The organism is uncultured Actinomyces sp. (genome assembly GCA_900541895.1).
Classification (GTDB): Bacteria; Actinomycetota; Actinomycetes; order Actinomycetales; family Actinomycetaceae; genus Pauljensenia.
The window spans coordinates 63383-88637 of record UWSI01000002.1; the positions used below are offsets into that span (position 1 = coordinate 63383).

Below are 25255 nucleotides of genomic sequence, written 5' to 3' on the forward strand. Positions count from 1 at the left end.
TAGGCGAGTCGAATAATTCTGAATATTCGACAGTTGCGACGCCTATCAGGCGCGCGTGCGGCGAATCAGAAGGGCTCCAAGCCCAAGCGCGCCCGCTGCGATTGCAAGGACAGTGCCACCGACGGTGCCGGTACGCGCCAGCTTCGTCTTGGGGGCTTGCGCACTCTTCTTTTCAGAAGAGGCGCTAGCTACCTTGGCTTCAGTGGAAGTGCCGGGTGTGTTCGAGTCATTGCCCTTCGGTGTGGAAGGCTGAGCCGGAAGCGAGCTTTCCAAAGACACCGTTCCCAAGCTCAGGTAGCCGGGAAGGGTTGTGCCCATTGCTTCGTTTGCAAAGGCTACAGGTGCACCATTGGGCAGCGGATTGACAACCCGTAGGACTGCGCTGAGATCTCCGCTTACGGGGGCGGTAGCTGCCTGGGAGGAGCGTTCTCCAGCGCCACTGCTCAGGTCAAGCGTGGCCTCGACAATCGTTGACGATCCGGGCTCAACGGAGGGAAGCGGGGACTCAATGGTCTTGGAAACGACCTTCTCTCCCTTGCTGTTCACCAGCGCGACCTCAATCGGCCAATTTGCGTAGAAGGGGGCGAGGCCGGTGTTGGCGATCTCTGCTTCGACGGTGACGGAGGAATCCTTCACAGTTGTCCGGGCTTTCTTCGCGCTAAGGGTGTAACCCATGAGAGCATTTGCTTCCTTTGCTCGCTCTAGGTCTGCGCCCTTGTATCCGACAAGGAAAGCCTTGTGGTTGATGAGCCAGGTGGCATGAGTGGCCTTGATGGACTCAATCATGTCGAAATTACGGCCCTGTGCCTTTTCTGCTTCTGCGCCCGGGCAGTTTAAAGGCTGAGAGAAGATGCAGGTCTGCAATGGCGGGTAAACCTCGCCACCGATCGGAACGTTCTGCCATGCCTTGTCCTCGCCCTGATTCTTCATGTGTGCCATGAAGTGCCAGTCAACATTGTCAAGGGTTGAGTAGGCGAAAGAGTCATCGTGGTAGCCCATGTGGTGGGCTTTCGTTGCCTCGGTGGGAAGGCGGTACAGAATGTGGGTGTCGTTGAACGCGCTGTCCCATGCGGCAACCAGCTTGGCACGGAATTCGTCGCTGGGCATCCAGTTTTCACCCTTGGGGTTGTCTGCGCTCACTTCGCCGTTCATGGGCCACGTGTGGTCTTCTCCCCAGAAACCAATGAGTCCGGCGGTCAGATAACCCACGCGCGCATCGCCGTCATACTTTTCGCCCAGTGCCTTGACGAAGTCAAGCATCATTTCCTGAATACGGGGGTCGTTGTAGTCGGGCGAGAATGATACGCGATTGTTATCAAAGACCGTGTAGGTGCGGGAAGTGTTGATTCCTTCATCGATGAGATACTGCGGAACTCCGGACTTCCTGGTGGGGTAGTCCAGGTAGAAACGGAATACTGCCTGGTGTCCGCGGGAGGCGATGGCGTCGAGCATCTTGTCGACCTTGCTCCAGTCGTAGACGCCCTTTGCGGTGACAACGTCACTGACGGGGAAGTAAGTCCATTCCATCGTGTAGGGAAGCGCGCCTTCTGCGGCAGGCAACTCGCTTCCATCGTCGGGCGCGAAGGGGAAGAAACCCTTGAGAGGGTTGGAAACGGGGGCCGGGGCGCTCTTGAGTTGCGTCCATTCCCCATTTCCTGCGTCCGAGGCCGTGGCCGGCAGGGCGGCAATCGTCAGTGCCGTCGCGAGTGCGCCTGAGAGAAGAAAAGCTGGTGTTTTTCTCATCGTCGAGAGTCCTTTCGGGCGATTGAGCTCTGTCATTGAGCTCGTGACAAGTAGTGAAGCAGAGCAGGATCAGCTTTGTCAATGGTCTTGACAAACTTTGTTCAAGGTGTTTAATTAGTGCCTGTCACAGCAATGGAGGTGTACTCAATGAAGAGCCCCACACTTGCGGAAGACCGGACAGGGACCGGTTCTGATTCGCAGAAAACCAGCGCGCAACAGGGAGCGCAGCTGGCAGGCAAGAAGCAGGGTCTGCGCTCGAGCGCAGATGCGGCTGGAACTCGTATGCTCAAGCGTCGCGATGATCGCCGGGCAGCAGCTATCTTCCTCATTCCAACCTTCATCGGATTCTTCATCTTCTACGTCTACCCGGCACTTCGGGGCCTGTGGTACTCATTCACAGACTTCAACCTGATCGGCGAGGCCAACTGGGTTGGCCTGGACAACTACAGCAAGGCAATTGCGGATAAGGAAGTCTGGAACGCCTTCAAAGTCACCATTGCTTACGCGCTGTACAACATCGTGGGACAGACTTTCCTCGGATTGCTTCTTGCAGCACTCATGCAGCGATTTGCTCGCGCAACCTGGGTTCGCTCGCTCTTGCTCTTGCCGTGGCTGGTTCCCAATGTCGCCATCGCACTGATCTGGGGATGGCTCCTCGATTCAAATATCGGTTTTGTTACCCACCTACTTTCAACGGTTGGTGTTGATGGCGTGACTTTCTTCAACGCCAACGCAGCAATGCCGATCGTTGCCGGAATTAATATCTGGGCCTACACCGGATACACCGCACTGCTTTTATACGCAGGCATGCTGCAGATCCCCGGTGAACTCTATGAAAGTGCGTCGCTAGATGGCGCTGGTGAGACACGAATGTTCTTCGGAATTACGCTTCCGCTTCTGCGTCCTGTTTTGGTTCTGGTCCTCGTCATGGGTCTGATTGGATCCTTCCAGATCTTCGATACGGTTCAGATCGGTTACGCCGGACACCCAATTCCCGCAGTTCGCGTCATTTACTACTACATCTACCAGCAGGGCTTCACCTTCCTGAAGATGGGCTACGCCTCCGCCGTCGCAATGCTCTTGGTTGTCGTCTTGGCAATCTTCACCGCAATCCAATTGCGCCTCATGCGCGCCGGCTCATCGGATCTGGCCTAAGGGGACTAATCATGCTCAAGAAATTCCAACCTTCCAAAGTTGTCGCGTGGGCAATCATCGCGATCGCAGTTCTTGTCACGGTTTTCCCCTTCTGTTGGATGATCCGCACGGCGATCACTCCGCAGTCCGATCTCATTGCCGAATCAACGAGGCTGTGGCCATCACACCCGACGATGATCAATTTCAAGCGAATTCTTGGACTGGTTTCTGTTGAAGAGGCGATGGCAGCCGGTGGTAGTGGAGCGACGATCAACTTCGCTATTGCAACAACGAACTCGCTGATTTACGCGGGCGGTATTGCCATCATTCAGACCTTCTTCGCTTCATGCGCGGCCTACGCTTTTGCCCGTTTGAAGTTCCCCTTCAAAAACGCGCTCTTTGCGTGCGTCATTGGTGCGCTCATGATCCCCGGGATCTTCTCGCTTCTGCCGAACTACGTGTTGATTAAGCAGCTTGGTTGGCTGAACACGATGCAGGGCATGATGCTTCCCGCACTTTTCATGGCACCCTTCTCAATCTTCTTCCTGCGGCAGTTCTTCCTCTCCCTGCCTCGGGAAGTGGAGGAAGCGGCAATGCTTGACGGATTGGGACCCGTCCGTCGTTTCTTCAAAGTAACCATCCCCATGTCTGCAGGACCAATCATGACGATGACCCTCATTACGATCATCGGCATGTGGAAAGACTTCCTCTGGCCGCTGCTGACCGGGCGCGAAGGCGCTCAGCTCCTCACCGTTGCTCTGGGAATTTTCCAGCAGCAATCGCCCAATAGGGCACCCGACTGGACCGGACTCATGGCAGGGTCAACGCTCAGCGTCATCCCGGTCCTGATCCTCCTGATTCTCATGGGACGCAAGCTGGTTGAGTCCCTGAACTTCTCTGGAATCAAATAGCACGAAAGTGCCTGAAGAGAAAGAACCACACATGAAAACTCGTACCGTAGTCTCAGCGGGGATTGTCGCAGCAATGGCGCTGTCCCTGGGCGCTTGCAACGCCAACTCCTCGAGCACCTCGAGTTCCTCGGCATCGGGTGACGGTGTGACCGTCAGCTACTGGCTGTGGGATGACCGTCAAGCTCCTCTGTACCAGAAGTGCGCTGATGACTTCCATGCAGAAAACCCGAACATCACCGTCAAGATCACCCAGACCGCATGGGGCCAGTACTGGGATACGCTGACCACTCAGCTGGCAGCATCGAACGCGCCCGACACCTTTGTCGATCACTCCACGCGTCTTCTCCAGTTCATTGATTCCAAGCAGATTTTGGATATCACTGACAAGGCAAAGGAAGCTGGAATCGATGATTCCATCTACCAGCCCGGACTTGCTGATCTGTCGAAGTTCGAGGGCAAGCGTTACGGCCTGCCCAAGGACTGGGACACCATGGGTCTGCTCTACGACACCGAGGTCGCAAAGGAAGCTGGCTACACCAAGGAAGATATGGCCAAGCTGACCTGGAACCCCACCGATGGCGGTACCTTCCAGGAATTCGTTGCAAAGACCACCGTTGACGCCAATGGCCACAACGGACTTGACCCGGCCTTCGATAAGAACAACGTCAAGCGTTACGGCTACTACCCCGAGTGGGCAGACGGCGCAATCGGCCAGAACGGTTGGGGCGAATTCGCCGCTTCCAACGGCTTCACCTACGGCGATAAGACCGTGAACCCCACCAAGTTCAACTTCGCCGATAAGAGCCTGGTCGACACCCTCGCTTGGGAACGTCAGCTCATCGAGAAGGGCTACGCCCCCAAGTTCGATAAGCAGTCCTCGCTGGGCACCGACGCAACGATGAACGCAGGTATTGCTGCATCGACCATCGCCGGTTCCTTCACCACCTCCTCCTACCTGGGTGCCGATGCACAGAAGAAGTTCGCTTACGCACCTCTTCCGATCGGCCCCGTTGGACGTCGTAGCGCCATGAATGGCCTGCACGATGTCGTGTGGAGCGGCTCGAAGCACCCCGATGAGGCATTCAAGTGGATCGCTTACATGGCTTCGGACAAGTGCCAGATCAAGGTCGGCGAGTCCGGCGTCATCTTCCCCGCCAGCATCAAGGGCACCGAAGCGTCCCTGAAGGCACGCGAGGCAAAGGGCCAGGACAACTCCGCATTCACCACCGTCGTTGAGAACAAGGAGACCTTCTCGGTTCCCGTCTTCGCACACGGTGACGAGGTCAACGCTCTGATCCAGGACGCTATCCAGGAGATCGCCGGTGGCGCTGATCCTCAGGCGACCATGACCGCGGCCAACGAGAAGGCAAACGCCCTGCTCAAGTAAGCCACTGAGCGGGTCCCGCCCCCGTCGATTACCCAATCGCAGGTCAGCGGGACCCGCTTTCCACACCCAAACCCATAACTTTCCTTTCCTTCTGCGCCGCTTCCCACGGCCTCGTCAATGAAAGAACGATCATGCAACGTCTGGTACTTTCCCTTCCTCACGCCACTTTGAGTGCGTCAGCTGATGCTCAGCTCATCGAGCAGGGTGACAATTTCGCAATCATTGACGCTAGCCGTGTCGCGCTGCTCCACGGAATGGAAAGTGGCCAGTACTACCGCAGTGGGCACAATTCTTGGTCGCCCTCTGGGTGGAATTTGCTCAGTGATGCACCCCTGCGAGTTCCCTCTGATGAACGTCGGACAACCGCCGATGATCCGGGAGCAGATGACGCCGTCCGTCATCACGGTTCGTGGATGGGCGCGGTTGTTGAAGAAGAGGGCGGTGCGGGTTTCCTCATTGGTGCGCTCGCGGGTGGACACCCGAAGGTGCGCGCTGATGAAGATGTTTTTGTTGGCTTCGATGAGACTCGTCCGGCTCGCTGGTTTGTGAGCTGGGGTAGTGAAGCGGAAATTTTCGAGGCCTATGTTGAGCAGCTGCGCCCTCGACGTCGCAGCCCCGGTCAGGCACCGCGTGTGTGGTGTTCTTGGTATTCCTACTACGAAAACGTTTCCTGGGATGTTCTTGCCGGACAGCTTCCCGGGCTTGCAAAACTTGGTTTCACTGCCTTGCAGATCGATGATGGTTGGCAGCTGAACGTGGGCGATTGGCGTCCGAATGCGAAGTTTGGACACGATCTTGCTGCCTGTGCTCGCTATATTTCCGATCTCGGTGTGACTCCCGGTTTGTGGATTGCGCCCTTCATTGCCCGAGAAGGGACACCTTTCCTGCAGGCGCACCCCGAAGCTTTCGTCCATGCGGAGGATGGGAAGCTCGCTATCGCCGGATACAACTGGGGTGGTCCCTACTATGCGCTGGATACAACGCACCCCCTGGCGCAGGAATATCTGCGCGACACCATCGGATATCTGCTTGACGCGGGAATCCGCTACATCAAGACTGACTTTATTAACGCAGCCGCCATTGAAGGTGTGCGCTTTGATCGTGAAGCAAGCCCCGATGACGCATTTATTTTGGGTTCGCAGATTTTGCGTGAGGCGGCAGGGGAGGATACTTACCTGCTGGGCTCTGGTGCTTTGATCATCCCCGCGCTCGGCTTCTACGATGGAATTCGAGTGGGCTGCGATGTCGCGCCCATTTGGAAGAACTACGCGACTAATGATCGTTCCGACGCAGAAGCGCGCAATGCTTTTATGGGTTCTGTATCGCGTCTGTGGCTGCGTGAGCTCATCGATGTTGATCCCGATGTCATCTTCTTCCGTCACATGAAAAACCTGCTCAATGATCAGCAGATCGGGTGGCTTCAAGACGTTGCCGCAGTCGCTGGTTTCAAGTCATCTTCCGATCCTCTGGTATGGCTAACGGAGCAGGAACAGGCAGAGCTGAGCCGATGGCTTGCTCGCCACGAGGATGTCCAACAGATTTCGCGAAACGTCTGGTCTTTGGACGGTCGTGAGGTTGACTTCGGTCCCGGTTTGGCGGAGCCAGAGCACTGCTATCCGGTTTCCTGAGGATTTCCGCGCCGATTAACGTAACAAACATATGTGCAAATTGAATACGGGTGTGTGCTCGCTCACGCCCCTAAAGTGTTGTTCTCACGGACTTTTTGGCGTGCTTTCGCGGCTTCGTATACCGGTGACTATGGTCTGAACTGGACCCGATGTAGGTTCGTCGTTGCGTGGAGCGTGAAGGAGGCGTGGTGAGCCAACAGGCCCAAGACATGAACGCTGATGTCCTTATTGTCGGCGCTGGCCCAGGTGGTGCATCTACCGCCTATCATTTGGCGACCCTTGGTATTGACGTCCTTCTTGTCGATAAAGCACGTTTCCCGCGCGACAAGATCTGCGGTGATGGTCTGACTCCCGCCGCCGTTCAAGAGCTCATCCTCATGGGTGTTGATACTTCTGGTTGGGCACGAAACCGCGGTTTGACGGTGATCGGAGGCGGTCACACTATTCATATGGAGTGGCCCGATCAGGCTTCACTTCCGGGATACGGAATGACTCGCGCGCGTATGGATCTTGACTACGCACTGGTTCAGCGTGCACAGAGTGCGGGAGCTTGCCTCGAAGAAGAACTCACCGTTACCGAGGCCCTCCAAGACAGTGCACACCGCGTCTGCGGTGTTCGCGCGCGCCGAGGCCGTGGCAAGAATGCCCAGGAGGTGACGATCCACGCCAAGCTGGTTGTGGATGCCGGTGGCGTCTCCGCAAAGGTTTCTACCCGCCTCGGAATTGAAAAGAATCCCAAGCGTCCCATGGGCGTTGCGGCGCGCACCTACTTCCATTCCCCTCGTGGCAACGAAGAATGGATGGAATCGCACCTCGAGTTGTGGGCGGGCGAGCCCGGGCATTCAGATCTACTTCCCGGATACGGCTGGATTTTCCCTATGGGAGACGGCGTCGTCAACGTCGGACTGGGCTCCGTCGCCTCGACGGCAAGTGCGACGAACCTGCCCTATCGTCAGGTTTTCGAACAGTGGATGGCCAACCTCCCCGAGGAATGGGGATTTACCCCCGAGAACCAAATCGGCGAGCTTCGCAGCGCAGCTTTGCCGATGAGTTTGAATCGTCAGCCCCACTACACCAATGGATTCGTCATTGTCGGCGATGCCGGTGGAATGGTTTCTCCCTTTAACGGAGAAGGAATCGCACCCGCGATGAAAGCTGGACGCTACGCGGCCGAGGCTATGGCTCAGGCTCTTGCCCGCACGCACCGCGCTGGTATTGACCGAGCGATGAGCGCCTATCCCCAACGGATCCGCGACGAATACGGTGGCTACTACCAGTTGGGACGCATCTTTGTTCGTCTCATTGAAAATCCGCGAATCATGCGCCTGTGCACGACCTACGGTCTGCCCATCCCGCGCCTGATGACCCTGGTTCACAAACTTCTGTCGGATGGCTTCGAACGCCAAGGCGGCGACTTCGACGACCGACTGATTACGACCCTATCCAAGCTGGTGCCATCAGCATGATGGCCACGAAGGTACACCCGATGTGGGAGGAACGATGACAAATCCCTATGTTCCGCTGCTGATCATGGCTGCAGCCGCCATGGTCTTGGCGCTGGGCGGGCTGGGCGCATCCGCAATTCTGGGGCCAACGCGCAAGAACCGCACGAAGGCCGATAACTACGAATGCGGAATCGACCCCACGGAGCAGCACCTGGAGCGCGGGCGCTTCCCTGTGCGCTACTACCTGGTAGCCATGACCTTCATTGTCTTCGACATTGAAGTCGTGTTCATGTACCCGTGGGCCGTGAGCTTCAACCAGCTGGGACTTTTCGGATTGATTGCCATGCTGACCTTCATCGCGGTGATCACCGTCCCCTATATCTACGAATGGCGCCGCGGCGGACTGGATTACTGAGGTAAGAGGAAAACAATGGGAATTGAAGAGAGCCTGCCTGCAGGCATTGCCCTGGCAAGCATGGAGAAGATCCTCGGTCTTGCTCGAAAGCACAGTCAGTGGCCAGTCACCATGGGCTTGGCGTGCTGCGCAATTGAAATGATGGCAGCCGGAACTCCGCGTTTCGACATGTCGCGTTTTGGTTTGGAAGTTTTCCGCGCGTCGCCGCGTCACTCCGACCTCATGATTGTCTCCGGACGTGTTTCCCACAAGATGGCTCCCATCGTGCGTCGCGTCTACGACTCAATGGCGGACCCCAAGTGGGTCATCTCCATGGGTGCCTGCGCCTCCTCGGGCGGTATGTTCAACAACTACGCCGTCGTCCAGGGATGCGACCACATTGTTCCCGTCGATGTGTACCTTCCCGGATGCCCGCCTCGTCCCGAGGCCCTGATTCACGCAATCCTTACACTGCGTGAGCAGATCGGAAGCGAACCGCTGGGCGCACACCGTCGCGAAATTGCTCGCAAGGCTGAAGCAGCAGCACTTGCTGCGACCCCGACTCATGATCTGAAGGGATTGCTGGCATGAGCGAAGAAATTAATCGTTTCGGTGCCGAGCAGCCCGAGGTCATCAAAACCCGTCAGGGGCTGTTCGGGACTCAGGATCAAGGTGATACCACGGGCTTCTCGCAGCAAGTTACTGTTGCGCGTACTGCTCCCGCAGCGCTGCGCCCCTATGGCTCCTACTTCGATCAGATCGTTGACATCCTCGAGGAATTGATTGCCGCCGATGGACTGGCAGTTGCGGATGTTATTGAGAAGGTTGTTGTTGAACACGGCGAACTCAGCATCTTCATCCCGCGTGAGCACATCCGTCGCGTCGCGCGTTACCTGCGTGATGATCAGGATCTGCGTTTCGAGATGTGCCTGGGAACTAACGGCGTGAACTACCCCGAAGATCAAGGCCGTGAGCTCCACGCGATCTACCCCTTCATGTCGATCACACACAATCGCATGATCCGCCTGGAAGTGACCTGCCCGGATTCGGATCCGCACATTCCCTCAATCGTCGATATTTACCCGGCGAACGATTGGCAGGAACGCGAAACATGGGACCTCATGGGGATTGTTTTTGATGGGCATCCCTCGCTGACACGAACTGCTATGCCTGATGACTGGGTAGGTCACCCGCAGCGTAAGGACTACCCCCTGGGTGGTATTCCCGTGGAATTCAAGGGTGCAGTCAACGCACCTGCCGACACTCGGAGGTCGTACAACTAATGACTACTCCTTCACTTCACGCTGCAGCCTCAAGTGCAGGCCTGGATATTGACGAGGTCCCCGAGGTTCTTGCCCAAGGCGGAGACTGGAACGACGTTATCGCTGAGATCGAGCGGATTAACCATGAGCGCGTCGTGCTCAACATGGGTCCTGTCCACCCCTCGACCCACGGCGTTCTTCGCCTGATCCTCGAGCTGGATGGTGAAACCGTTCGCGAAACTCGCGTTGACACGGGGTACCTGCACACCGGTATCGAAAAGACCATGGAATACCGCACGTGGACCCAGGGCGTCACGCTGTGCACTCGTATGGATTACGTGGCTCCCTTCTTCCAAGAAGTGGGTTACTGCCTGGCTGTTGAGAAGCTGTTGGGTATTACGAATGACGTGCCGGAACGCGCAAACCTCATTCGTATCCTGATGATGGAACTCAACCGCATCGCCTCTCACATCGTCGCCATTGGTACAGGCGGTAACGAGCTTGGCGCGACGACCATGATGACCATTGCCTTCAGGGGCCGCGAAGAGATTCTGCGAATCTTCGAGCGCATTACCGGTCTGCGTATGAACCACGCATACATCCGCCCCGGCGGTGTGGTTCAGGACCTGCCCAGCGGTATGGTCCCTTACATCCGCGAAAAGCTCCCGAAGGTCCGAAACGATATTGGTGAGCTCCAGGACTTGGTTCTGGCAAACCCAATCTTTAAGCAGCGCTTCATTGGCGTTGGCTACATGCCTCTGTCAGCAATGATGGCCCTGGGCTTGACCGGTCCGTCCCTGCGAGCCGCGGGCTTGCCCCAAGACCTTCGTAAGGATCAGCCTTACTGCGGTTACGAGAATTTTGAATTCGATGTCCCGACCTATGACTCGAATGACGCGTACAACCGTGTTCGCGTGCGTTTCGACGAGTGCTACCAGTCGCTGCGTATCGTCGAGCAGGTCCTTCGCCGCCTGGAGGCAACTGAAGGCCAGCCCGTCATGGTTGCCGACCCGCATATCAAGTGGCCCGCACAGCTTTCGGTTGCAACGGACGGCCAGGGTAACTCCGCCGAACACATTGCAAAGGTCATGGGAACTTCAATGGAATCTCTGATCCACCACTTCAAGCTGGTCACCGAAGGATTTAGGGTCCCCGCCGGTCAGGTTTACCAGACCGTTGAGCACGCGAAGGGCATCTTGGGTGTCCACCTGGTTTCAGACGGTGGGACTCGCCCCTTCCGCGCGCACTTCCGTGATCCTTCATTCGCAAATTTGCAGTCTCTGGCCATGATGACGGAAGGCGGCCAGTTGGCCGATGTCGTCGTCTCACTGGCCACTCTCGACCCCGTTCTGGGAGGCGTTGATCGATGAGCTATCCCGTGGAAACCTATGAGCGCCTTGCAGGTGAGGCACGCGAAATCATCGCGCGCTACCCCGAGGGCCACGCTCGATCTGCACTGCTTCCCATGCTTCACCTCGTCCAGTCTGAAGACGGCTACGTGAGCGCAAATGGAATTGCACTGTGCGCTGAACTTCTGGGTATCACTCGTGCAGAAGTTTCGGCAGTTGCGACCTTCTACACCCAGTACAAGCGACACCCCACGGGTGAATACCTCGTGGGCGTGTGTACCAATGCCCTGTGCGCTGTCATGGGTGGCGATGAAATCTGGGAGGCCGTCAGCGAAAAGGTCGGCGTCGGAACCGACGAAACCAACGAGGCCGGAACCATCACCCTTGAGCGCCTCGAATGCAATGCGGCCTGCGATTACGCTCCCGTTGTCATGGTGAACTGGGAGTTCTTCGACAACCAGACCCCTGAGTCCGCATGCGCTCTCATCGACGACATTGAGGCCGGTAAGCCCCTGCACCCCACTCGCGGAAGTGCAGTGCTGCCGACCTTCAAGGAAACCGAGCACGTCCTTGCCGGCTTCCTTGACGGACACGAGAACGAAGGACCCAGCGCCGGCGAGGCCTCGACACTGGGACTAAGAATCGCCGAAGAACGCGGCTGGAGCGCCCCTGCTGACGTTCCCGCGGAAGAAGGAAAGGAGAAGGACGGTGAGTGAAACAACCGTGGCCCTTACCCCGATTCTGACCCGCGGATGGGGGAGCGATCGCTCGTGGACCTTGGAGTCCTACCTGAGCCGAGGAGGCTATGAGGGACTCAAAAAGGCCAACACCATGGAGCCCGCTGAGATCGTTGAGACCGTTAAGGCCTCTGGTTTGCGAGGCCGTGGTGGTGCTGGATTCCCCACGGGACTGAAGTGGTCCTTCCTTCCGCCCGATGATGGACTTCCTCGTTATCTGGTGGTGAACGCCGATGAATCGGAACCGGGAACCTGCAAAGATATCCCGACGATTATGGCGAATCCCCACGTGTTGATTGAAGGTATTGCGATTACCTCGCGCGCGATCAATTGCCACCACGCATTTGTTTACCTTCGCGGCGAAGTTGTTCACGTCTACCGCCGCCTGATGGCTGCAGTTAAGGAAGCAACCGAGGCCGGCCTGCTGGGTGATCTTCGCATCACCGCTCACGCGGGTGCAGGTGCGTACATCTGTGGTGAAGAAACTGCTCTTCTGGATTCTTTGGAAGGCTACCGAGGCCACCCGCGTCTGAAGCCTCCGTTCCCTGCTGTCGCAGGTTTGTATGCGCGTCCGACCGTTATTAATAACGTCGAATCGATTAGCCAGGTAACGGGAATCTTCCAGCACTCCGCACAGTGGTACGCCTCGATGGGAACGGAAAAGTCCAAGGGACACGGTCTGTTCTCAATCTCAGGTCACGTGAAGAACCCGGGCCAATTCGAGGCTCCCTTCGGAATCACCATGCGTGAGCTCATTGAGCTGGCCGGAGGTATCCGCGAAGGACACCAGCTGAAGTTCTGGACTCCCGGTGGCTCTTCGACCCCGATCTTCACCGAAGCCGAACTGGACACGCCTTTGGATTACGAATCCGTTGGTGCTGCCGGTTCGATGCTGGGTACCCGAGCCCTGCAGGTCTTCGATGAAACGACCTCTGTGGTTCGCGTGATCACCCGCTGGATTGAGTTCTACCAGCACGAATCCTGCGGCAAGTGCACACCCTGTCGTGAAGGAACCTACTGGCTTAAGCAGATCATGCTCCGCCTGGAAGCAGGTAAGGGCCAGGAGGGCGATATCGATCTGTTGGACGAGATCGCACACAACATTTTTGGCCGAAGCTTCTGTGCTCTGGGCGATGCGGCGGCAACCCCGATCATGTCGGGAATTAAGAAGTTCCGCGAAGAATTCGAGGCCGGGCTGACCACGCCCGCGCGCGAATTGTTCCCCTACGAGGCCTCGAGCAACTTTGCCAAGGGAGGAGTTCGATGAGCGAGAACCTAGTGAAGGTCACGATCGACGACGTCGAATTGGATGTTCCCGCAGGCACCCTGGTGATCCGTGCGGCTGAACAGGCCGGAATTCGTATCCCGCGTTTCTGTGATCACCCGCTGCTTGAGCCCGTCGCCGCATGTCGTCAGTGTCTTGTTGAGGTCGGAATGCCCGATCGTAACACCGGCGAGCTGCGCTTCATGCCCAAGCCTCAGCCTTCGTGTGCTCAGACTGTCACCCCCGGTATGGTGGTCAAGACTCAGCACACCTCCGAGGTGGCCCGTCGCGCCCAGGAAGGCGTGATGGAATTCCTGCTGATCAACCACCCTCTGGATTGCCCAATCTGCGACAAGGGCGGCGAATGCCCCCTGCAGAATCAGGCGATGAGCGAAGGCCGCGAGAGCTCGCGCTTCATCGATGCAAAGCGCACCTATCGCAAGCCTTTGAAGCTCACCTCGCAGATTCTGCTGGACCGCGAGCGTTGCATTCTGTGCCAGCGCTGCGTGCGCTTCGGTAAGGAAATTGCGGGCGACCCCTTCCTTGATCTTCAGGGACGAGGCGGTGGCACCGCACCGACCGAGCACCATTACTTCATGGGTGAGCAGGTTGGATCCTTTGATACCGCGGTCTTGGACTACTTCAACCCGCAGGCAAAGGACAATGTCAAGGCAGGTATTTCCGGGCCTTATGGCCAAGAGGGCATTATTGGTTCCTTCAATGAAGGCGATCTTGCCCCCAACGATCGTGATGTTTCGGGCCGCGCATTCGCCTCGTACTTCTCGGGAAATATCATCCAGATCTGCCCGGTTGGTGCTCTGACCTCGAATGATTACCGCTTCCGCGCACGCCCCTTCGACTTGGTATCTACCGCTTCGGTGACCGAGCACGATGCTTCAGGTAGTGCGATCCGCGTCGATATTCGCCGCGGTGAGGTTCTGCGCCGCCTAGCTGGAAACGACCCCGAGGTCAACGAAGAGTGGATCACTGACAAGGACCGCTTTGCATTTAAGTGGTCCGGTGTTCAGCGCCTCAATACTCCTTTCGTTCGCGAGAACGGTCAGCTTGTCCCGACCTCGTGGTCGGATGCCTTGGACCGTGTCCACCGCGCGCTTGCCGGCCTTTCCGGTGACCAGGTTGGTTTCCTTCCCGGTGGCCGCCTGAGCTTCGAAGATGCTTGGGCGTGGTCGAAGTTTGCGCGTTCGGTTGTTGGATCCGATTCCATCGATATGCGTTCTCGTAGCCATAGTGAAGAAGAGCGTTCATTCCTTGCCGCCCAAGTGGCAGGCAGTGGTTTGGGTGTCACCTACTCGCAGCTTGAGAGTGCCGGCCAGGTCCTCCTGGTTGGACTCGAACCCGAGGATGAGTGTGGCGCGATCTTCCTGCGGATGCGCAAGGCCACTCGCAAGGGCAAGCTCCGCGTTGCTTCTTTGGCTCCCATGACTTCCCGAGGCCTCGCCAAGCTCTCTGGAGAGCTGCTGCGCTGCGCTCCCGGCACCGAGGTTGAGGTTGCCGCTGAGATCCGTGAGGGTGGTGAGTTCGCTGATCTCGCCTCGCGTCTTGACGGGGGAGTGATCCTGGTTGGCGAGCGCGCAAGCCGCACGCCGGGTCTGCTCAGTGAAGTTGTTCGACTTGCAGAACGCACTCACTGCCGTATTCAGTGGGTCCCCCGCCGCGCCGGTGAGCGCGGTGGAGTGGAAGCCGGCCTTCTTCCCGGTCTTCTGCCTTTCGGCCGTGCGCTTGCCTCTCAAGAGGCTCGCGAGTCGCTGGCATGGGGAGAGATTCCCTCTCAGCGCGGTCTTGATGCCACACAGATGCTGGACGCCGCAGCTGATGGTCGCCTGAAGGCGCTTGTCGTCGGTGGCGTTGACCTTCGTGACTTCGATGATCCGGCTGCCGCGCGAAAGGCACTTGATCAGGTTGATTTCTTGGTGAGCCTTGAGGTTCGTCGCAGCGAGGTCACCGATCGTGCAGATGTGATCTTGCCGGTCGCACCTCCGCTGGAAAAGAACGGAACCTTCATCAACTGGGAAGGCCGTTTGCGCCCCTTTGGCCAGGCCATCGCCTCACGTTCACAGACCGATCGACTGGTTTTTGATGCGCTTGCCAGTGAGTTTGGCGTGGATCTTGGTCTGCACGACCTCGTGGGTCTGTATGACCAAGTGAATCCGCTCATGCAGTGGAACGGTCAGCGTGAAGAATTCCTTCCGGCGACGGCCTCAGAATTGGTTGAGGTCGGCCCGGGTGAGGCACTTCTTGCCACCCACAAGCCGATGCTCGACGCAGGTCGTCTGCAAGACGGCGCAACCATGCTGGCGGGAAGCGCACGCCGTCCAGTCGTCTTTGCCTCGCGCGCAACTGTTGCGGGCCTCGGCATTGATGAGGGCGAGGAACTCACGCTCAGTACCCAGCGCGGAAGCATTACGCTTCCCCTGCAATTTGCTGATCTTCCCGACGGGGTTGTTTGGGTGCCCGAGTGCTCCCAGGGATCTATCGTCCACGAATCATTGGGGAACTTCGGTTCTTCTGTCACCTTGAGCGCAAAGGGGGAGGTGGCCCGATGAACCTGATCCCCCTGGATGTTCCCACGTACACCGCTGCGGACTTTACGCAGGAAACCTGGTGGTTGACAGTCCTCAAGGCCGTTTTCATCATCGTTTTCCTGATTCTCAACGTTCTGCTTGCCCTGTGGGTTGAGCGTCGAATGATTGGACGCATGCAGACCAGGCCCGGCCCGAATGTTGCCGGTCCCTTCGGCCTGTTCCAAGCAATCGCTGACGCCGTGAAGCTGCTCTTCAAGGAAGACATGTGGACGCGTAAGGCCGATAAGTTCATTTATCTGCTTGCACCCTCGATCTCGGCATTTGCAGCCTTCTCGATTTTCGCTGTGATCCCGATGGGACCGAATGTTTCGATCTTCGGGCACTCCACACCGCTGCAGCTAGCGGATATGCCGGTCGCGGCCCTGTATGTTCTGGCGATTTCTTCGCTGGGTCTGTACGGCATTGTGCTGGGTGGTTGGTCTGCGTCCTCGACGCTTCCGCTCTACGGTGCGGTTCGTTCCTCGGCCCAGGTGATCTCCTATGAGCTTTCCATGGGAATGTCGCTGGTTGCGGTCTTCTTGATGGCTGGCTCGATGTCGACCTCGCACATCGTGGCCTTTCAGGCGCAGACCTGGTGGTTCCTGCCCTTGGCGCCCGCCTTCGTGATCTATCTGATTTCCATGGTCGGTGAAGTCAACCGTCTTCCCTTCGACCTTCCCGAGGCCGAAGGTGAGCTGGTCGCCGGTCACATGACCGAGTACTCCTCAATGAAATTCGGTTGGTTCTACCTGTCTGAATACGTCAATATGTTCAACGTTTCAGCGGTGGCGACGACCATGTTCTTTGGCGGCTGGCACGCCCCCTGGCCCCTCTCGCACATTGAGTTTCTCAATGGCGGTTGGTTCGGAATACTGTGGTTCTTCCTCAAGATGTGGTTCTTCATGCTTCTCATGATCTGGACGCGAAGCACCCTGCTGCGTTTCCGTTACGACCAGTTCATGCAGCTGGGCTGGAAGCGACTCATCCCGATCTCGCTGGCCTGGCTGGTCATGGTTGCCATTATTCGGGCAATCACTCAGTGGGTGTCTTTGACCCTGCCGCAGCTGATCGGTGGCGTTGCTGGAATCTTCGTTATTGCATTGATCGTCATGTGGTTCGCCGATTCGCGTGATGCTCGTAAGGAAGCCCTTGCGCAAGCTGAGAAGCAAGAACGCTTGGCGAACTTCGATCCCATGGCGGACGGCTTCCCGGTACCTCCGCTTCCGGGACAACAGCTACCGCCCTCGCCGCGCGCAAACCGCGTGGTCACTGCTGCCGCATTGGAGGAGACGAATGACTGATCAGAACGACAGCCAGAATCTGCGTTACGAGCAGGATCCGAAGGGGCCGATCGGTCAGTTCTTCGCTCCCTTCGCGGGCTATGGAGTGACCCTGTCTTCCTTCTTCCGCCCGACCGTGACCGAGCAGTACCCCTTCGAGGGTCCTTTCGTCGAGCCTCGTTTCCACGGACGTCACCAGCTCAACCGCTACGCGGATGGCTTGGAAAAGTGCGTGGGTTGTGAACTTTGTGCGTGGGCATGCCCCGCGGACGCCATCTACGTCGAGGCCGCATCGAATACTCCCGAGGAACAGTACAGCCCCGGTGAGCGCTACGGTCGCGTCTACCAGATCAACTACCTGCGTTGCATTTTCTGCGGATTCTGCATCGAGGCATGCCCGACTCGCGCCCTGACCATGGGGCACGATTTCGAGTTGGCTGAGTATCGCCGCGCTGATGACATCTATGAGAAGGACCAGCTTCTGGTTCCGCTCTCAGAGGGAATGCTTCAGCCTCCTCACCCGCAGGTAGAAGGCTTGAGCGATGGTGACTACTACCGTGGCGCGGTACAGGGCCCCACACAAACTCAGATTGATTGGGTACGCGAGCATCGTCCAGATGATCCCTCCCTTGCAACTGCCCGTCCCGTCAACGAGGAGGCGCGTCAGGCATGACCTTAATGAATTGGCCTGAAATGGCATCAACGGGGGAGGCGATCCTCTTTGGCTGCGTGGCGGTCTTCATGGTCGCATGCGCCCTGGGCGTTCTCTTTTTCAAGAAGGCCGTTTACTGTGCGATCTGCATGGTTGGAGTCATGCTCGGACTTGCGATCTTGTACCTCATGCATGGGGCAGCATTCTTGGGCACAGTCCAAGTTGTCGTCTACACCGGCGCAATCATGGTTCTCTTCCTCTTCGTCATCATGATGATCGGCTTGAGTGCCTCTGATAACTACGCGCGTCAATCGCGTGGACGCATCCTCACCTCAGTGCTGATGGCCCTTGGTTTGGGTGCGATCCTTATCGGAGCGATTGCTCGCTCGCGCACCGCGGGAAGCTCGGCCTCGCTCAGTGACGATCCCTACTCGAACGCGCCAATCACCGACTTGGCGGCAACGCTGTTCTCGCGCTACTGGTTCTCAATGGAACTTGCAGGGATTCTGTTGATTACCGCAGCAATCGGCGCGATGCTTCTCACTCACTCTGATCAGCTTGGTCCGGTACTCACGCAGCGCACGACAGCAGAAGCGAAGATGCGCGCCTTCAAGGCCTCTGGACGTCGAATCGGACAGCTCCCGGCCCCGGGTGTGTACGCCCACTCCAACGCGGTCGATGTCCCCGCACTTTCGGGCGAAACTCACGAATCCGTTGAAGAATCGGTTCCCAGGGTTCTGCGAGTGCGTGGCTTGGATCGTGTTGTTGGTCAGGTCGAACCCGAAGTTGCACAGTCGCTGGCACTGGCCAAGGGCGGCTCTCTCTACCACACGATCTTCGATCCGGCTCACCCCAGCACTCACGAGCGTTCTCAGGCATGGGGTATGCCGGGTGCCGCAGCTCCCACTGGTCTGAAGCAGCCGCAGGCGCCCCAGACCACTGAAGAAGGGAAGGAAGAAGAATGAGCCTTGCAGCCTACTTGGTGCTCTCGGGGATCCTCTTCGCGATCGGAGCAGCCATCGTTCTGGTCCGTCGCAGTGCGGTGATCTCCCTCATGGGAGTCGAGCTCATGCTCAACTCCGCCAACCTTGCCTTCGTGACCTTCGCACGAATCCACGGAAATGTGAGTGGCGAAATCATGGCCTTCTTCGTCATGGTCGTTGCCGCCGCGGAAGTTGTTGTCGGCCTGGCAATCGTCGTGTCCATCTTTAAGTCACGCGTCACCACAAACGTTGACGACCTCGATCTGCTGAAGAACTGAGGAGTAAGCCGGAATGACATTGACACTTTTCAGCACCGCGGCACAGGTCGCAGCTCCTGGCCAGCCCACGGGAATCATTTCCTTGGCGTGGCTCATGATTGCGATCCCCGCCGTTTCCAGTGCACTTCTCCTTGTATGCGGACGCCGCTCCGATCGCTGGGGTCACCTTCTGGCCACTCTGGCATCGTGGGCATCCTTCGCTGTTGGACTCGGCGTCATTATCGCCATGCTCTCCGCAGTCCCCGATACTCGCCGCTTTGAGCTCCCTCTGTTCTCGTGGATTCCCGCGGGCGAGTTCTCGGTGAACTTCGGCTTGATGATCGACCCGCTGTCGATGACCTTCGTCATGCTGGTCACCTTCGTTGGTTCGCTCATCCACGTCTACGCCATCGCCTACATGGCTCATGACGATGCGCGTCGCCGTTTCTTCGCCTACCTCAACCTCTTCATCGCCGCCATGCTCATCCTGGTGCTTGCGGACTCCTACGCGGGTCTCTTCGTTGGATGGGAAGGTGTGGGCTTGGCCTCGTACCTGCTCATCGGTTTCTGGAACTACGTTCCCGCCAATGCAGTTGCCGCGAAGAAGGCATTCGTCATGAACCGCGTCGGTGATATGGGTCTGCTCATTGCGATGATGGCGATGGTCGCTAACTTCTCAACCGTCAACATCGAGGAAGTGAACGCAGCGGCCGCGGCGGTTTCTCCCGTTCAGGCAACCATCATTGGTTTCTTCCTGCTGGTGGGCGCTTGCGGTAAGTCCGCGCAGTTCCCCCTGCAGGCTTGGTTGGGTGACGCAATGGCCGGTCCGACCCCGGTGTCCGCGCTCATTCACGCGGCAACGATGGTCACCGCCGGTGTCTACCTGATTGTTCGTTCGGGTGCGATCTTCCAGGCATCACCGATTGCCGCCACTGCGGTTGTCATCGTTGGTGCGATCACGCTGCTCTTTGGTGCGATTGTCGGTTGTGCCAAGGACGATATGAAGAAGGTGCTTGCGGCCTCGACCATGAGCCAGATCGGTTACATGATGCTGGGTGCAGGTCTTGGACCCATCGGTTGGGTTTTCGCAATTTTCCACCTCTTTACTCACGGTTTCTTCAAGGCGCTCATGTTCCTTGGTGCAGGTTCTGTCATGCACGGAATGAATGACCAAGTCAATATGCGTCGCTTTGGTGCCCTGCGCACCGCCATGAAGGTCACCTGGCTGACCTTCGCCTGCGGCTGGTTGGCAATCCTTGGTATTCCTCCCTTCTCGGGATTCTTCTCCAAGGACAAGATCATCGAAGCAGCATTCGGTGCGACCTCCTTCGCCGGTCACGAGGCCGTCTGGGCAGGTTGGGTCTTCGGTATCGTCACCATGGTTGGCGCTGGCATCACCGCCTTCTACATGTCGCGACTGTTCTTCATGACCTTCCACGGCACTGCTCGTTGGACCACCGAAGCCGAAGGCAATGGTGTCCACCCGCATGAGTCGGGTCCGCTGATGACTATCCCGATGGTGATCTTGGCGATCTGCGCAGCTGTGGTCGGTGGCCTCCTCTCAATTGGCGATGTCTTCACGACATGGCTTGAGCCTTCGCTTGGCGTTGCTGAGCACGCTCACCCGGTTGCTCCTGAAATTGCTATCCAGATTGTCACTTTGCTTCTGGTGCTTGCCGGCGCAGCAATTGCCTGGGTCATGTACGGTCGCCGTGAGGTTCCCACCGCCATCCCGGCAGGCAATGCGCTCACGCGTGCTGCTCGCGTTGACCTGTACCAAGACACCGTTAATGAAGCGCTCTTCATGACCCCGGGTATTGCACTGGTGAAGACCGCCACCCTTGGTGATAACAAGGCGATCGACGGTGTTGTCCACTTGGTTGAAGCGGCATCCACCGGTACTGGCCGAGCGCTTGGATTCACTCAGTCCGGTCGCGTGCGTACCTACGCCTCTTACATTCTTGGCGGGGTCGTGTGTGCCCTTGCCGCTGTCCTGGCATTTTCGCTGTGAGGAAGTAAGGATCTATGCAGATGTCTCAAATGCTCAGCGCACCACTACCGTGGCTGTCGATTCTTGTTGCACTTCCCGCACTGGGTGCTGTGCTTCTTCTGGCGATTCCAGCCCTGCGGCAAGCGGGGCGTGCCTTCGCGCTCATTCTTTCGCTGTGTGAGCTGGTCGTAGCCATCGTCGCTGCGGTTGCATTCGACTGGTCGCGTTCCTCCGCCTACCAGCTTTCCGAGGCCTATTCCTGGATTCCTCAGATTGGCCTGAGTTGGGCGCTGGCCGTGAATGCTCTTGGCTTGGTGATGGTCCTTCTGGCCGTCGCCTTGGTTCCCCTGGTCGTTGTGGCCGGATGGAATGAGGACGAGGATCCGGCTCGTACGGGTGCTTACCTCGGTTGGGTTCTGTTCTTGGAATCCTTCATGGTACTGATCTTCGCCGCTTCCGATGTCCTGCTCTTCTACCTGGCATTCGAAGGAATGCTGGTTCCGCTCTTCGTGATGATCGGTCGTTACGGAGTTGGTGAAAAGAAGACGCGTCAGCGTGCAGCAATGAAGTTCTTGCTCTTCTCGCTGGCTGGCGGTCTGGTCATGCTCGGTGGCTTGGTAGCTATTTGGGCCCTTGCTGCTCGCCGTGGCGACACGCTCTTCATGATCGATACTCTGTCGGCTGGAACCGTTGGTCTTCCGGTGGGAATCCAAGTCGGTCTTTTCGCGACCTTCTTCATTGCCTTTGCTATTAAGGCTCCAATGGTGCCCCTGCACACCTGGCTGCCCGACACCGCTGAAAATGCGCGTCCGGGAACTTCGGTGCTGCTTGTCGGCATCCTGGATAAGGTCGGTACATTCGGCATGATCACCCTGTGTCTGCGTCTGTTCCCGCTGGGAGCCGCAAGCCTGCAGTGGTGGATCTGCGGATTCGCTGTCCTGTCAATCCTCTGGGGCGGTTTGGCTGCTATTGGCCAAAACGACATCATGCGCCTGGTTTCTTACACCTCGGTTTCGCACTTTGGTTTCATGGTTCTGGGTATTTTCATCGGCTCGCAGATCGCGCTGACCGGTGCCATGGTCTACATGGTCGCCCACGGTGTCTCAATCGCCGCGATGTTCCTGCTGTCCGGTTGGCTATCAAGGCGAGGCGGAACTCAAGATATGCGCCAATACGGTGGTATGCAGCGCGTGAGCCCCGTCTTGGCTGGCCTGTGGCTCTTCTCTGGCTTGGCCTCGATCGCCCTTCCGGGCCTCTCGGGCTTCGTCCCCGAGTACTTGGTTCTGATGGGCACGTGGAAGGTTTCAACCCTTCTTGCACTCTTTACAGTGCTGGGAGTGGTCCTGGCCGCGCTGTACATGCTCATGCCTTACCAGCGAGTCTTCACCGGCCCTCCGCGTGAGGATAAGAAGCATATTGCTGATCTGAACGGACGTGAAAAGACCGTTATGACCCCGCTGGTCATTGCAATGCTTGTTCTGGGTATTTGGGCGGCACCTCTTGTTTCTGCTCTTGCACCCATCGCCGATGAGGGTTCACATCTCCTCACCGCAGCGACCGCAACTCTGAGTGAAGGGAGCGCACAGTGAATTCTGTTGCAACGGCCGTTAACTTTACGGTCCCCGAAATTTCGTGGGCCGCGCTTGCACCGGTTCTATGCGTTCTTTGCGGCGGGATCCTTGCGGTACTGGCCGAGTCCTTCGTACCGGTACGTGTGCGCCGTGCCTCGGTCTTCGGAATTGCTGTCGTCGCGCTGATCGCTTCCGCAGTCGCTCTGGTGATGCGTTGGGCTGCCGTTCTTGGATCTCCTCACTCCCTGGGGGAGTACATTGAAGATCCTTTGACGGTTGCAGCTCAAGGAATCCTGGTCCTGATCGCCTTCTTCGCCGTTCTGGTTATTGCCGATCGTTCCGAGGCCGGAGACGGTGCTTTCGCTGGACAGCCTTCGGATCGTCCCGGTTCCTCCGATGAGGAGCGTTCCGATTCAAAGGGCTACCAGCGTTCGGAAATGTTTGCTCTGGTACTCTTCTCTACCGGTGGCATGATGATCTTCCCCGCGGCGAACTCCTATATCGCGCTCTTCGTGGCTCTGGAAGTCATGTCTTTGCCGCTGTACATCCTGGCCGCAACGGCACGCCGTCGCCGTCAGCTCTCGCAGGAAGCTGCCCTGAAGTACTTCATCTTGGGCGCCTTCTCCTCTGGCTTTATGCTCATGGGTTCCGCCTTCCTTTACGGTTACTCAGGTTCGCTGCTGATCTCCGATGCGGCGACTCCTACGGCTCAGACCGCTGGAATGCAGATTCTTCTGCTCATGGGCACGGTCATGGTCATGATTGGCCTGCTCTTCAAGGTCGGTGCTGCTCCCTTCCATGCATGGACTCCTGATGTCTACACAGGCGCGCCGACTCCGATCACCGGTTTCATGGCTGCTGCCGTGAAGCTTGCAGCTTTTGCTGCGATGCTGCGCTTCTTCCAGGTTGTCGCAGCACCTCTGCAGTGGAGCCTCATCCCGATCATGGTTGTTGTCATCATCTTGACCATGCTGGTGGGCACTTTCGCCGGTGTCGTCCAGATGGATGTCAAGCGCATGCTGGCCTACTCCTCGATCGCCCACGCGGGCTTCATCCTCATGGGTGTGATCTCGCTGCTCCGCTACTCTGCAGGACACGTTCTCTTCTACGTTCTTGCCTATGCGGTTGCAACTATCGGTGCTTTCGGGGTGATTACCCTGGTGCGGACGCGCGACGATCAGGACACCATTGGTGGGGAAGTAACGGACCTGCGTCGCTGGGCAGGACTTGGAAAGACCAACCCGGCCTTGGCCTCGGCAATGCTGATCTTCCTGCTGTCTTTCGCGGGTATCCCCTTCACCGGCGGTTTCATTGCCAAGTTCGTCGTTTTCTCGGATGCTTTCGCGGCCGGAAATGCCTGGCTTGTTGCGCTTGCGCTGGCGTGCTCGGCGGTCACGGCCTTCTACTACTTCCGTCTGGTTCGCGTGATGTTCTTCTCGGAGCCGCGTGAAGACGTTGCGGTTGTTCGCTCCGAAGGTTTCACAGGTGTTGCCATTACCGTGTGTGCTGTGGGTACGATTGCACTGGGACTCTTCCCGAGTCCGGTTCTGTCTCTACTCAATCAGGTGGTTGTGCTTCTCCCGTGAGCGCCGTAATCGACTTACACGTTCCTGATCTCGAGGCCCGAATTCTTCCGGGCCTCGAGGCCGTTGAGGACCGTTTGCACCAGGCCGTGTCCCACTCTCGGGACCTGGTTACAGAATTGACGTCTCACTTGGCCCAGGCCGGTGGCAAGCGTATGCGGCCCCTGCTGACCTTGGTTGCCGCGCAGTTTGGTGATCCCGAGCGTGCGCTGAGTAACGAAGTCCTCACAGCAGCAACGGGTATCGAATTGACGCACCTGGCCTCGCTCTACCATGACGATGTCATGGATTCTGCGCCCACCCGCAGGGGTGTTCCCTCGGCTCAGCATCTGTGGGGGAATAACCGCGCAATTCTTGCAGGAGACATCCTCTTTGCGCGCGCCTCGGCCATGATTGCCACTTTGGGTAATGAAACGGTCCGTCAGCACGCCGTTACCTTCGAGCGCCTGTGCATGGGGCAGCTTAATGAAACTTTCGGTCCCCAAGAGGGGGATGACCCGCTGAAGTTCTACATCCAAGTGCTGGCTGATAAGACCGGTTCTTTGGTGGCATCTGCCGCGGCATTCGGTGCGATGCATGCGGGTGCGGATCAGGCGACGATTGATGCTCTCACCCAGTTCGGTGAGCGTTTGGGAGTCGCTTTCCAGATCGCTGACGATGTCATTGATTTGGGGCCCGAGGCCGGCGCTTCGGGGAAGACCCCGGGAACTGATCTTCGCGAAGGCGTGGATACTCTTCCGGTGCTTCTTCTTCGCCGCGCGCAGTCAAATGGCAATCTTGACCCCGAGGGGCAAAAGATTTTGTCCATGCTGGGTGGGGATCTTTCCTCCGACCAGGCTTTGGCTGCCTTGGTTGAACGCCTGCGTGAACATGATGTTGTGTCGCAGACACGCGAGCTTGCTCGTCAGTGGTGCGATAGCTCTCTCGAATGCATTGCCGACCTTCCAGATGGGGAAGCCAAGCAAGCTTTGATCTCTTTTGCCCACCTGATGGTGGACCGCGTCGCCTGATTACGGGCACCCCTCTTGAGGTGCGCCTCGACCTTCTCAGCTGCCCTGCAGGTCGTCTAATTGTAGGATTGGGACAGGATTAGGGTCGCCTTC

The 25255-nt window shown here is 57.8% G+C and carries 21 protein-coding genes; 20 read left to right on the plus strand and 1 reads right to left on the minus strand.

From position 1 onward, the window contains the following. Positions 1–45 precede the first annotated feature (45 nt). Positions 46–1743 carry a DUF4832 domain-containing protein gene (locus QZR18_RS01160; RefSeq protein ID WP_178706064.1) on the minus strand — a complete coding sequence of 566 codons (1698 nt, stop codon included), beginning with the start codon at positions 1741–1743 and terminating at the stop codon, positions 46–48. 147 nt (positions 1744–1890) lie between these two features. Between QZR18_RS01160 and QZR18_RS01165 the strand changes: the two genes are divergently transcribed. From QZR18_RS01165 to QZR18_RS01260, 20 genes are all read left to right on the plus strand, one after another. Next, positions 1891–2898, plus strand: coding sequence for a carbohydrate ABC transporter permease (locus QZR18_RS01165; protein WP_295910064.1), 1008 nt, complete (start codon positions 1891–1893; stop codon positions 2896–2898). Between the two features lie 11 nt (positions 2899–2909). Continuing rightward, positions 2910–3788, plus strand: a complete 879-nt coding sequence (locus QZR18_RS01170; protein WP_178706062.1) for a carbohydrate ABC transporter permease — start codon at positions 2910–2912, stop codon at positions 3786–3788. A gap of 31 nt (positions 3789–3819) precedes the next feature. Then, positions 3820–5175 (plus strand): sugar ABC transporter substrate-binding protein, encoded by a 1356-nt coding sequence (locus QZR18_RS01175; protein WP_178706060.1) that lies wholly within the window; start codon positions 3820–3822, stop codon positions 5173–5175. 131 nt (positions 5176–5306) lie between these two features. After that, a complete protein-coding gene (locus tag QZR18_RS01180) occupies positions 5307–6803 on the plus strand; it encodes a glycoside hydrolase family 36 protein (RefSeq protein ID WP_178706058.1) in 1497 nt (498 codons plus the stop codon). A 209-nt stretch (positions 6804–7012) separates the two neighbouring features. After that, positions 7013–8269 (plus strand): geranylgeranyl reductase family protein, encoded by a 1257-nt coding sequence (locus QZR18_RS01185; protein WP_178706207.1) that lies wholly within the window; start codon positions 7013–7015, stop codon positions 8267–8269. 34 nt (positions 8270–8303) lie between these two features. After that, positions 8304–8663 carry an NADH-quinone oxidoreductase subunit A gene (locus QZR18_RS01190; protein WP_009408598.1) on the plus strand — a complete coding sequence of 120 codons (360 nt, stop codon included), beginning with the start codon at positions 8304–8306 and terminating at the stop codon, positions 8661–8663. Positions 8664–8678: 15 nt separating this feature from the next. After that, positions 8679–9233 (plus strand): NADH-quinone oxidoreductase subunit B, encoded by a 555-nt coding sequence (locus tag QZR18_RS01195; protein ID WP_009408599.1) that lies wholly within the window; start codon positions 8679–8681, stop codon positions 9231–9233. Beyond that, positions 9230–9925, plus strand: a complete 696-nt coding sequence (locus tag QZR18_RS01200) for an NADH-quinone oxidoreductase subunit C (RefSeq protein WP_178706056.1) — start codon at positions 9230–9232, stop codon at positions 9923–9925. The genes QZR18_RS01195 and QZR18_RS01200 overlap by 4 nt, the downstream gene beginning before the upstream one ends. After that, positions 9925–11274: an NADH-quinone oxidoreductase subunit D gene (locus QZR18_RS01205; RefSeq protein ID WP_178706054.1), complete on the plus strand. Its 1350-nt coding sequence runs from the start codon at positions 9925–9927 to the stop codon at positions 11272–11274. The genes QZR18_RS01200 and QZR18_RS01205 overlap by 1 nt, the downstream gene beginning before the upstream one ends. Beyond that, positions 11271–11969 carry an NADH-quinone oxidoreductase subunit NuoE gene (gene nuoE, locus QZR18_RS01210; RefSeq protein ID WP_178706052.1) on the plus strand — a complete coding sequence of 233 codons (699 nt, stop codon included), beginning with the start codon at positions 11271–11273 and terminating at the stop codon, positions 11967–11969. The genes QZR18_RS01205 and nuoE overlap by 4 nt, the downstream gene beginning before the upstream one ends. Then, positions 11962–13257 carry an NADH-quinone oxidoreductase subunit NuoF gene (gene nuoF / locus QZR18_RS01215; RefSeq protein ID WP_178706050.1) on the plus strand — a complete coding sequence of 432 codons (1296 nt, stop codon included), beginning with the start codon at positions 11962–11964 and terminating at the stop codon, positions 13255–13257. Before nuoE ends, nuoF begins: the two co-directional genes overlap by 8 nt. After that, positions 13254–15818, plus strand: a complete 2565-nt coding sequence (locus QZR18_RS01220; RefSeq protein ID WP_178706040.1) for an NADH-quinone oxidoreductase subunit G — start codon at positions 13254–13256, stop codon at positions 15816–15818. Before nuoF ends, QZR18_RS01220 begins: the two co-directional genes overlap by 4 nt. Continuing rightward, positions 15815–17137, plus strand: coding sequence for an NADH-quinone oxidoreductase subunit NuoH (nuoH, locus tag QZR18_RS01225; protein WP_178706037.1), 1323 nt, complete (start codon positions 15815–15817; stop codon positions 17135–17137). Before QZR18_RS01220 ends, nuoH begins: the two co-directional genes overlap by 4 nt. Next, entirely contained in the window at positions 17130–17789 is a 660-nt protein-coding gene (nuoI, locus tag QZR18_RS01230) for an NADH-quinone oxidoreductase subunit NuoI (protein ID WP_178706034.1), read from the plus strand. Before nuoH ends, nuoI begins: the two co-directional genes overlap by 8 nt. Next, positions 17786–18733, plus strand: coding sequence for an NADH-quinone oxidoreductase subunit J (locus QZR18_RS01235; protein WP_178706031.1), 948 nt, complete (start codon positions 17786–17788; stop codon positions 18731–18733). Before nuoI ends, QZR18_RS01235 begins: the two co-directional genes overlap by 4 nt. Next, positions 18730–19029 carry an NADH-quinone oxidoreductase subunit NuoK gene (gene nuoK, locus QZR18_RS01240; RefSeq protein ID WP_009408608.1) on the plus strand — a complete coding sequence of 100 codons (300 nt, stop codon included), beginning with the start codon at positions 18730–18732 and terminating at the stop codon, positions 19027–19029. Before QZR18_RS01235 ends, nuoK begins: the two co-directional genes overlap by 4 nt. A gap of 13 nt (positions 19030–19042) precedes the next feature. Next, complete coding sequence (gene nuoL, locus QZR18_RS01245) at positions 19043–21019, plus strand: NADH-quinone oxidoreductase subunit L (RefSeq protein WP_178706028.1); 1977 nt, start codon at positions 19043–19045, stop codon at positions 21017–21019. A 29-nt stretch (positions 21020–21048) separates the two neighbouring features. Next, positions 21049–22587: an NADH-quinone oxidoreductase subunit M gene (locus QZR18_RS01250; RefSeq protein WP_178706203.1), complete on the plus strand. Its 1539-nt coding sequence runs from the start codon at positions 21049–21051 to the stop codon at positions 22585–22587. Further along, the gene (gene nuoN, locus QZR18_RS01255; RefSeq protein ID WP_178706025.1) at positions 22584–24155 is read left to right on the plus strand and encodes an NADH-quinone oxidoreductase subunit NuoN; all 1572 of its coding nucleotides are present in this window, start codon (positions 22584–22586) and stop codon (positions 24153–24155) included. Before QZR18_RS01250 ends, nuoN begins: the two co-directional genes overlap by 4 nt. Next, positions 24152–25162, plus strand: coding sequence for a polyprenyl synthetase family protein (locus QZR18_RS01260; RefSeq protein ID WP_178706022.1), 1011 nt, complete (start codon positions 24152–24154; stop codon positions 25160–25162). The genes nuoN and QZR18_RS01260 overlap by 4 nt, the downstream gene beginning before the upstream one ends. Positions 25163–25255 lie beyond the last annotated feature (93 nt).

What these genes read in the sequence shown, in the direction of transcription:
- QZR18_RS01180 (WP_178706058.1), top strand. Translation starts at nt 5,307, where the DNA reads ATGCAACGTCTGGTACTTTCCCTTCCTCACGCCACTTTGAGTGCGTCA.
- nuoL (WP_178706028.1), top strand. Translation starts at nt 19,043, where the DNA reads ATGACATTGACACTTTTCAGCACCGCGGCACAGGTCGCAGCTCCTGGC.
- QZR18_RS01165 (WP_295910064.1), top strand. Translation starts at nt 1,891, where the DNA reads ATGAAGAGCCCCACACTTGCGGAAGACCGGACAGGGACCGGTTCTGAT.
- QZR18_RS01195 (WP_009408599.1), top strand. Translation starts at nt 8,679, where the DNA reads ATGGGAATTGAAGAGAGCCTGCCTGCAGGCATTGCCCTGGCAAGCATG.
- QZR18_RS01185 (WP_178706207.1), top strand. Translation starts at nt 7,013, where the DNA reads ATGAACGCTGATGTCCTTATTGTCGGCGCTGGCCCAGGTGGTGCATCT.
- QZR18_RS01220 (WP_178706040.1), top strand. Translation starts at nt 13,254, where the DNA reads ATGAGCGAGAACCTAGTGAAGGTCACGATCGACGACGTCGAATTGGAT.
- QZR18_RS01170 (WP_178706062.1), top strand. Translation starts at nt 2,910, where the DNA reads ATGCTCAAGAAATTCCAACCTTCCAAAGTTGTCGCGTGGGCAATCATC.
- QZR18_RS01175 (WP_178706060.1), top strand. Translation starts at nt 3,820, where the DNA reads ATGAAAACTCGTACCGTAGTCTCAGCGGGGATTGTCGCAGCAATGGCG.
- nuoK (WP_009408608.1), top strand. Translation starts at nt 18,730, where the DNA reads ATGAGCCTTGCAGCCTACTTGGTGCTCTCGGGGATCCTCTTCGCGATC.
- nuoE (WP_178706052.1), top strand. Translation starts at nt 11,271, where the DNA reads ATGAGCTATCCCGTGGAAACCTATGAGCGCCTTGCAGGTGAGGCACGC.
- QZR18_RS01235 (WP_178706031.1), top strand. Translation starts at nt 17,786, where the DNA reads ATGACCTTAATGAATTGGCCTGAAATGGCATCAACGGGGGAGGCGATC.
- QZR18_RS01190 (WP_009408598.1), top strand. Translation starts at nt 8,304, where the DNA reads ATGACAAATCCCTATGTTCCGCTGCTGATCATGGCTGCAGCCGCCATG.
- QZR18_RS01205 (WP_178706054.1), top strand. Translation starts at nt 9,925, where the DNA reads ATGACTACTCCTTCACTTCACGCTGCAGCCTCAAGTGCAGGCCTGGAT.
- nuoI (WP_178706034.1), top strand. Translation starts at nt 17,130, where the DNA reads ATGACTGATCAGAACGACAGCCAGAATCTGCGTTACGAGCAGGATCCG.
- QZR18_RS01160 (WP_178706064.1), bottom strand. Translation starts at nt 1,743, where the DNA reads ATGAGAAAAACACCAGCTTTTCTTCTCTCAGGCGCACTCGCGACGGCA.
- QZR18_RS01200 (WP_178706056.1), top strand. Translation starts at nt 9,230, where the DNA reads ATGAGCGAAGAAATTAATCGTTTCGGTGCCGAGCAGCCCGAGGTCATC.
- QZR18_RS01250 (WP_178706203.1), top strand. Translation starts at nt 21,049, where the DNA reads ATGCTCAGCGCACCACTACCGTGGCTGTCGATTCTTGTTGCACTTCCC.
- nuoH (WP_178706037.1), top strand. Translation starts at nt 15,815, where the DNA reads ATGAACCTGATCCCCCTGGATGTTCCCACGTACACCGCTGCGGACTTT.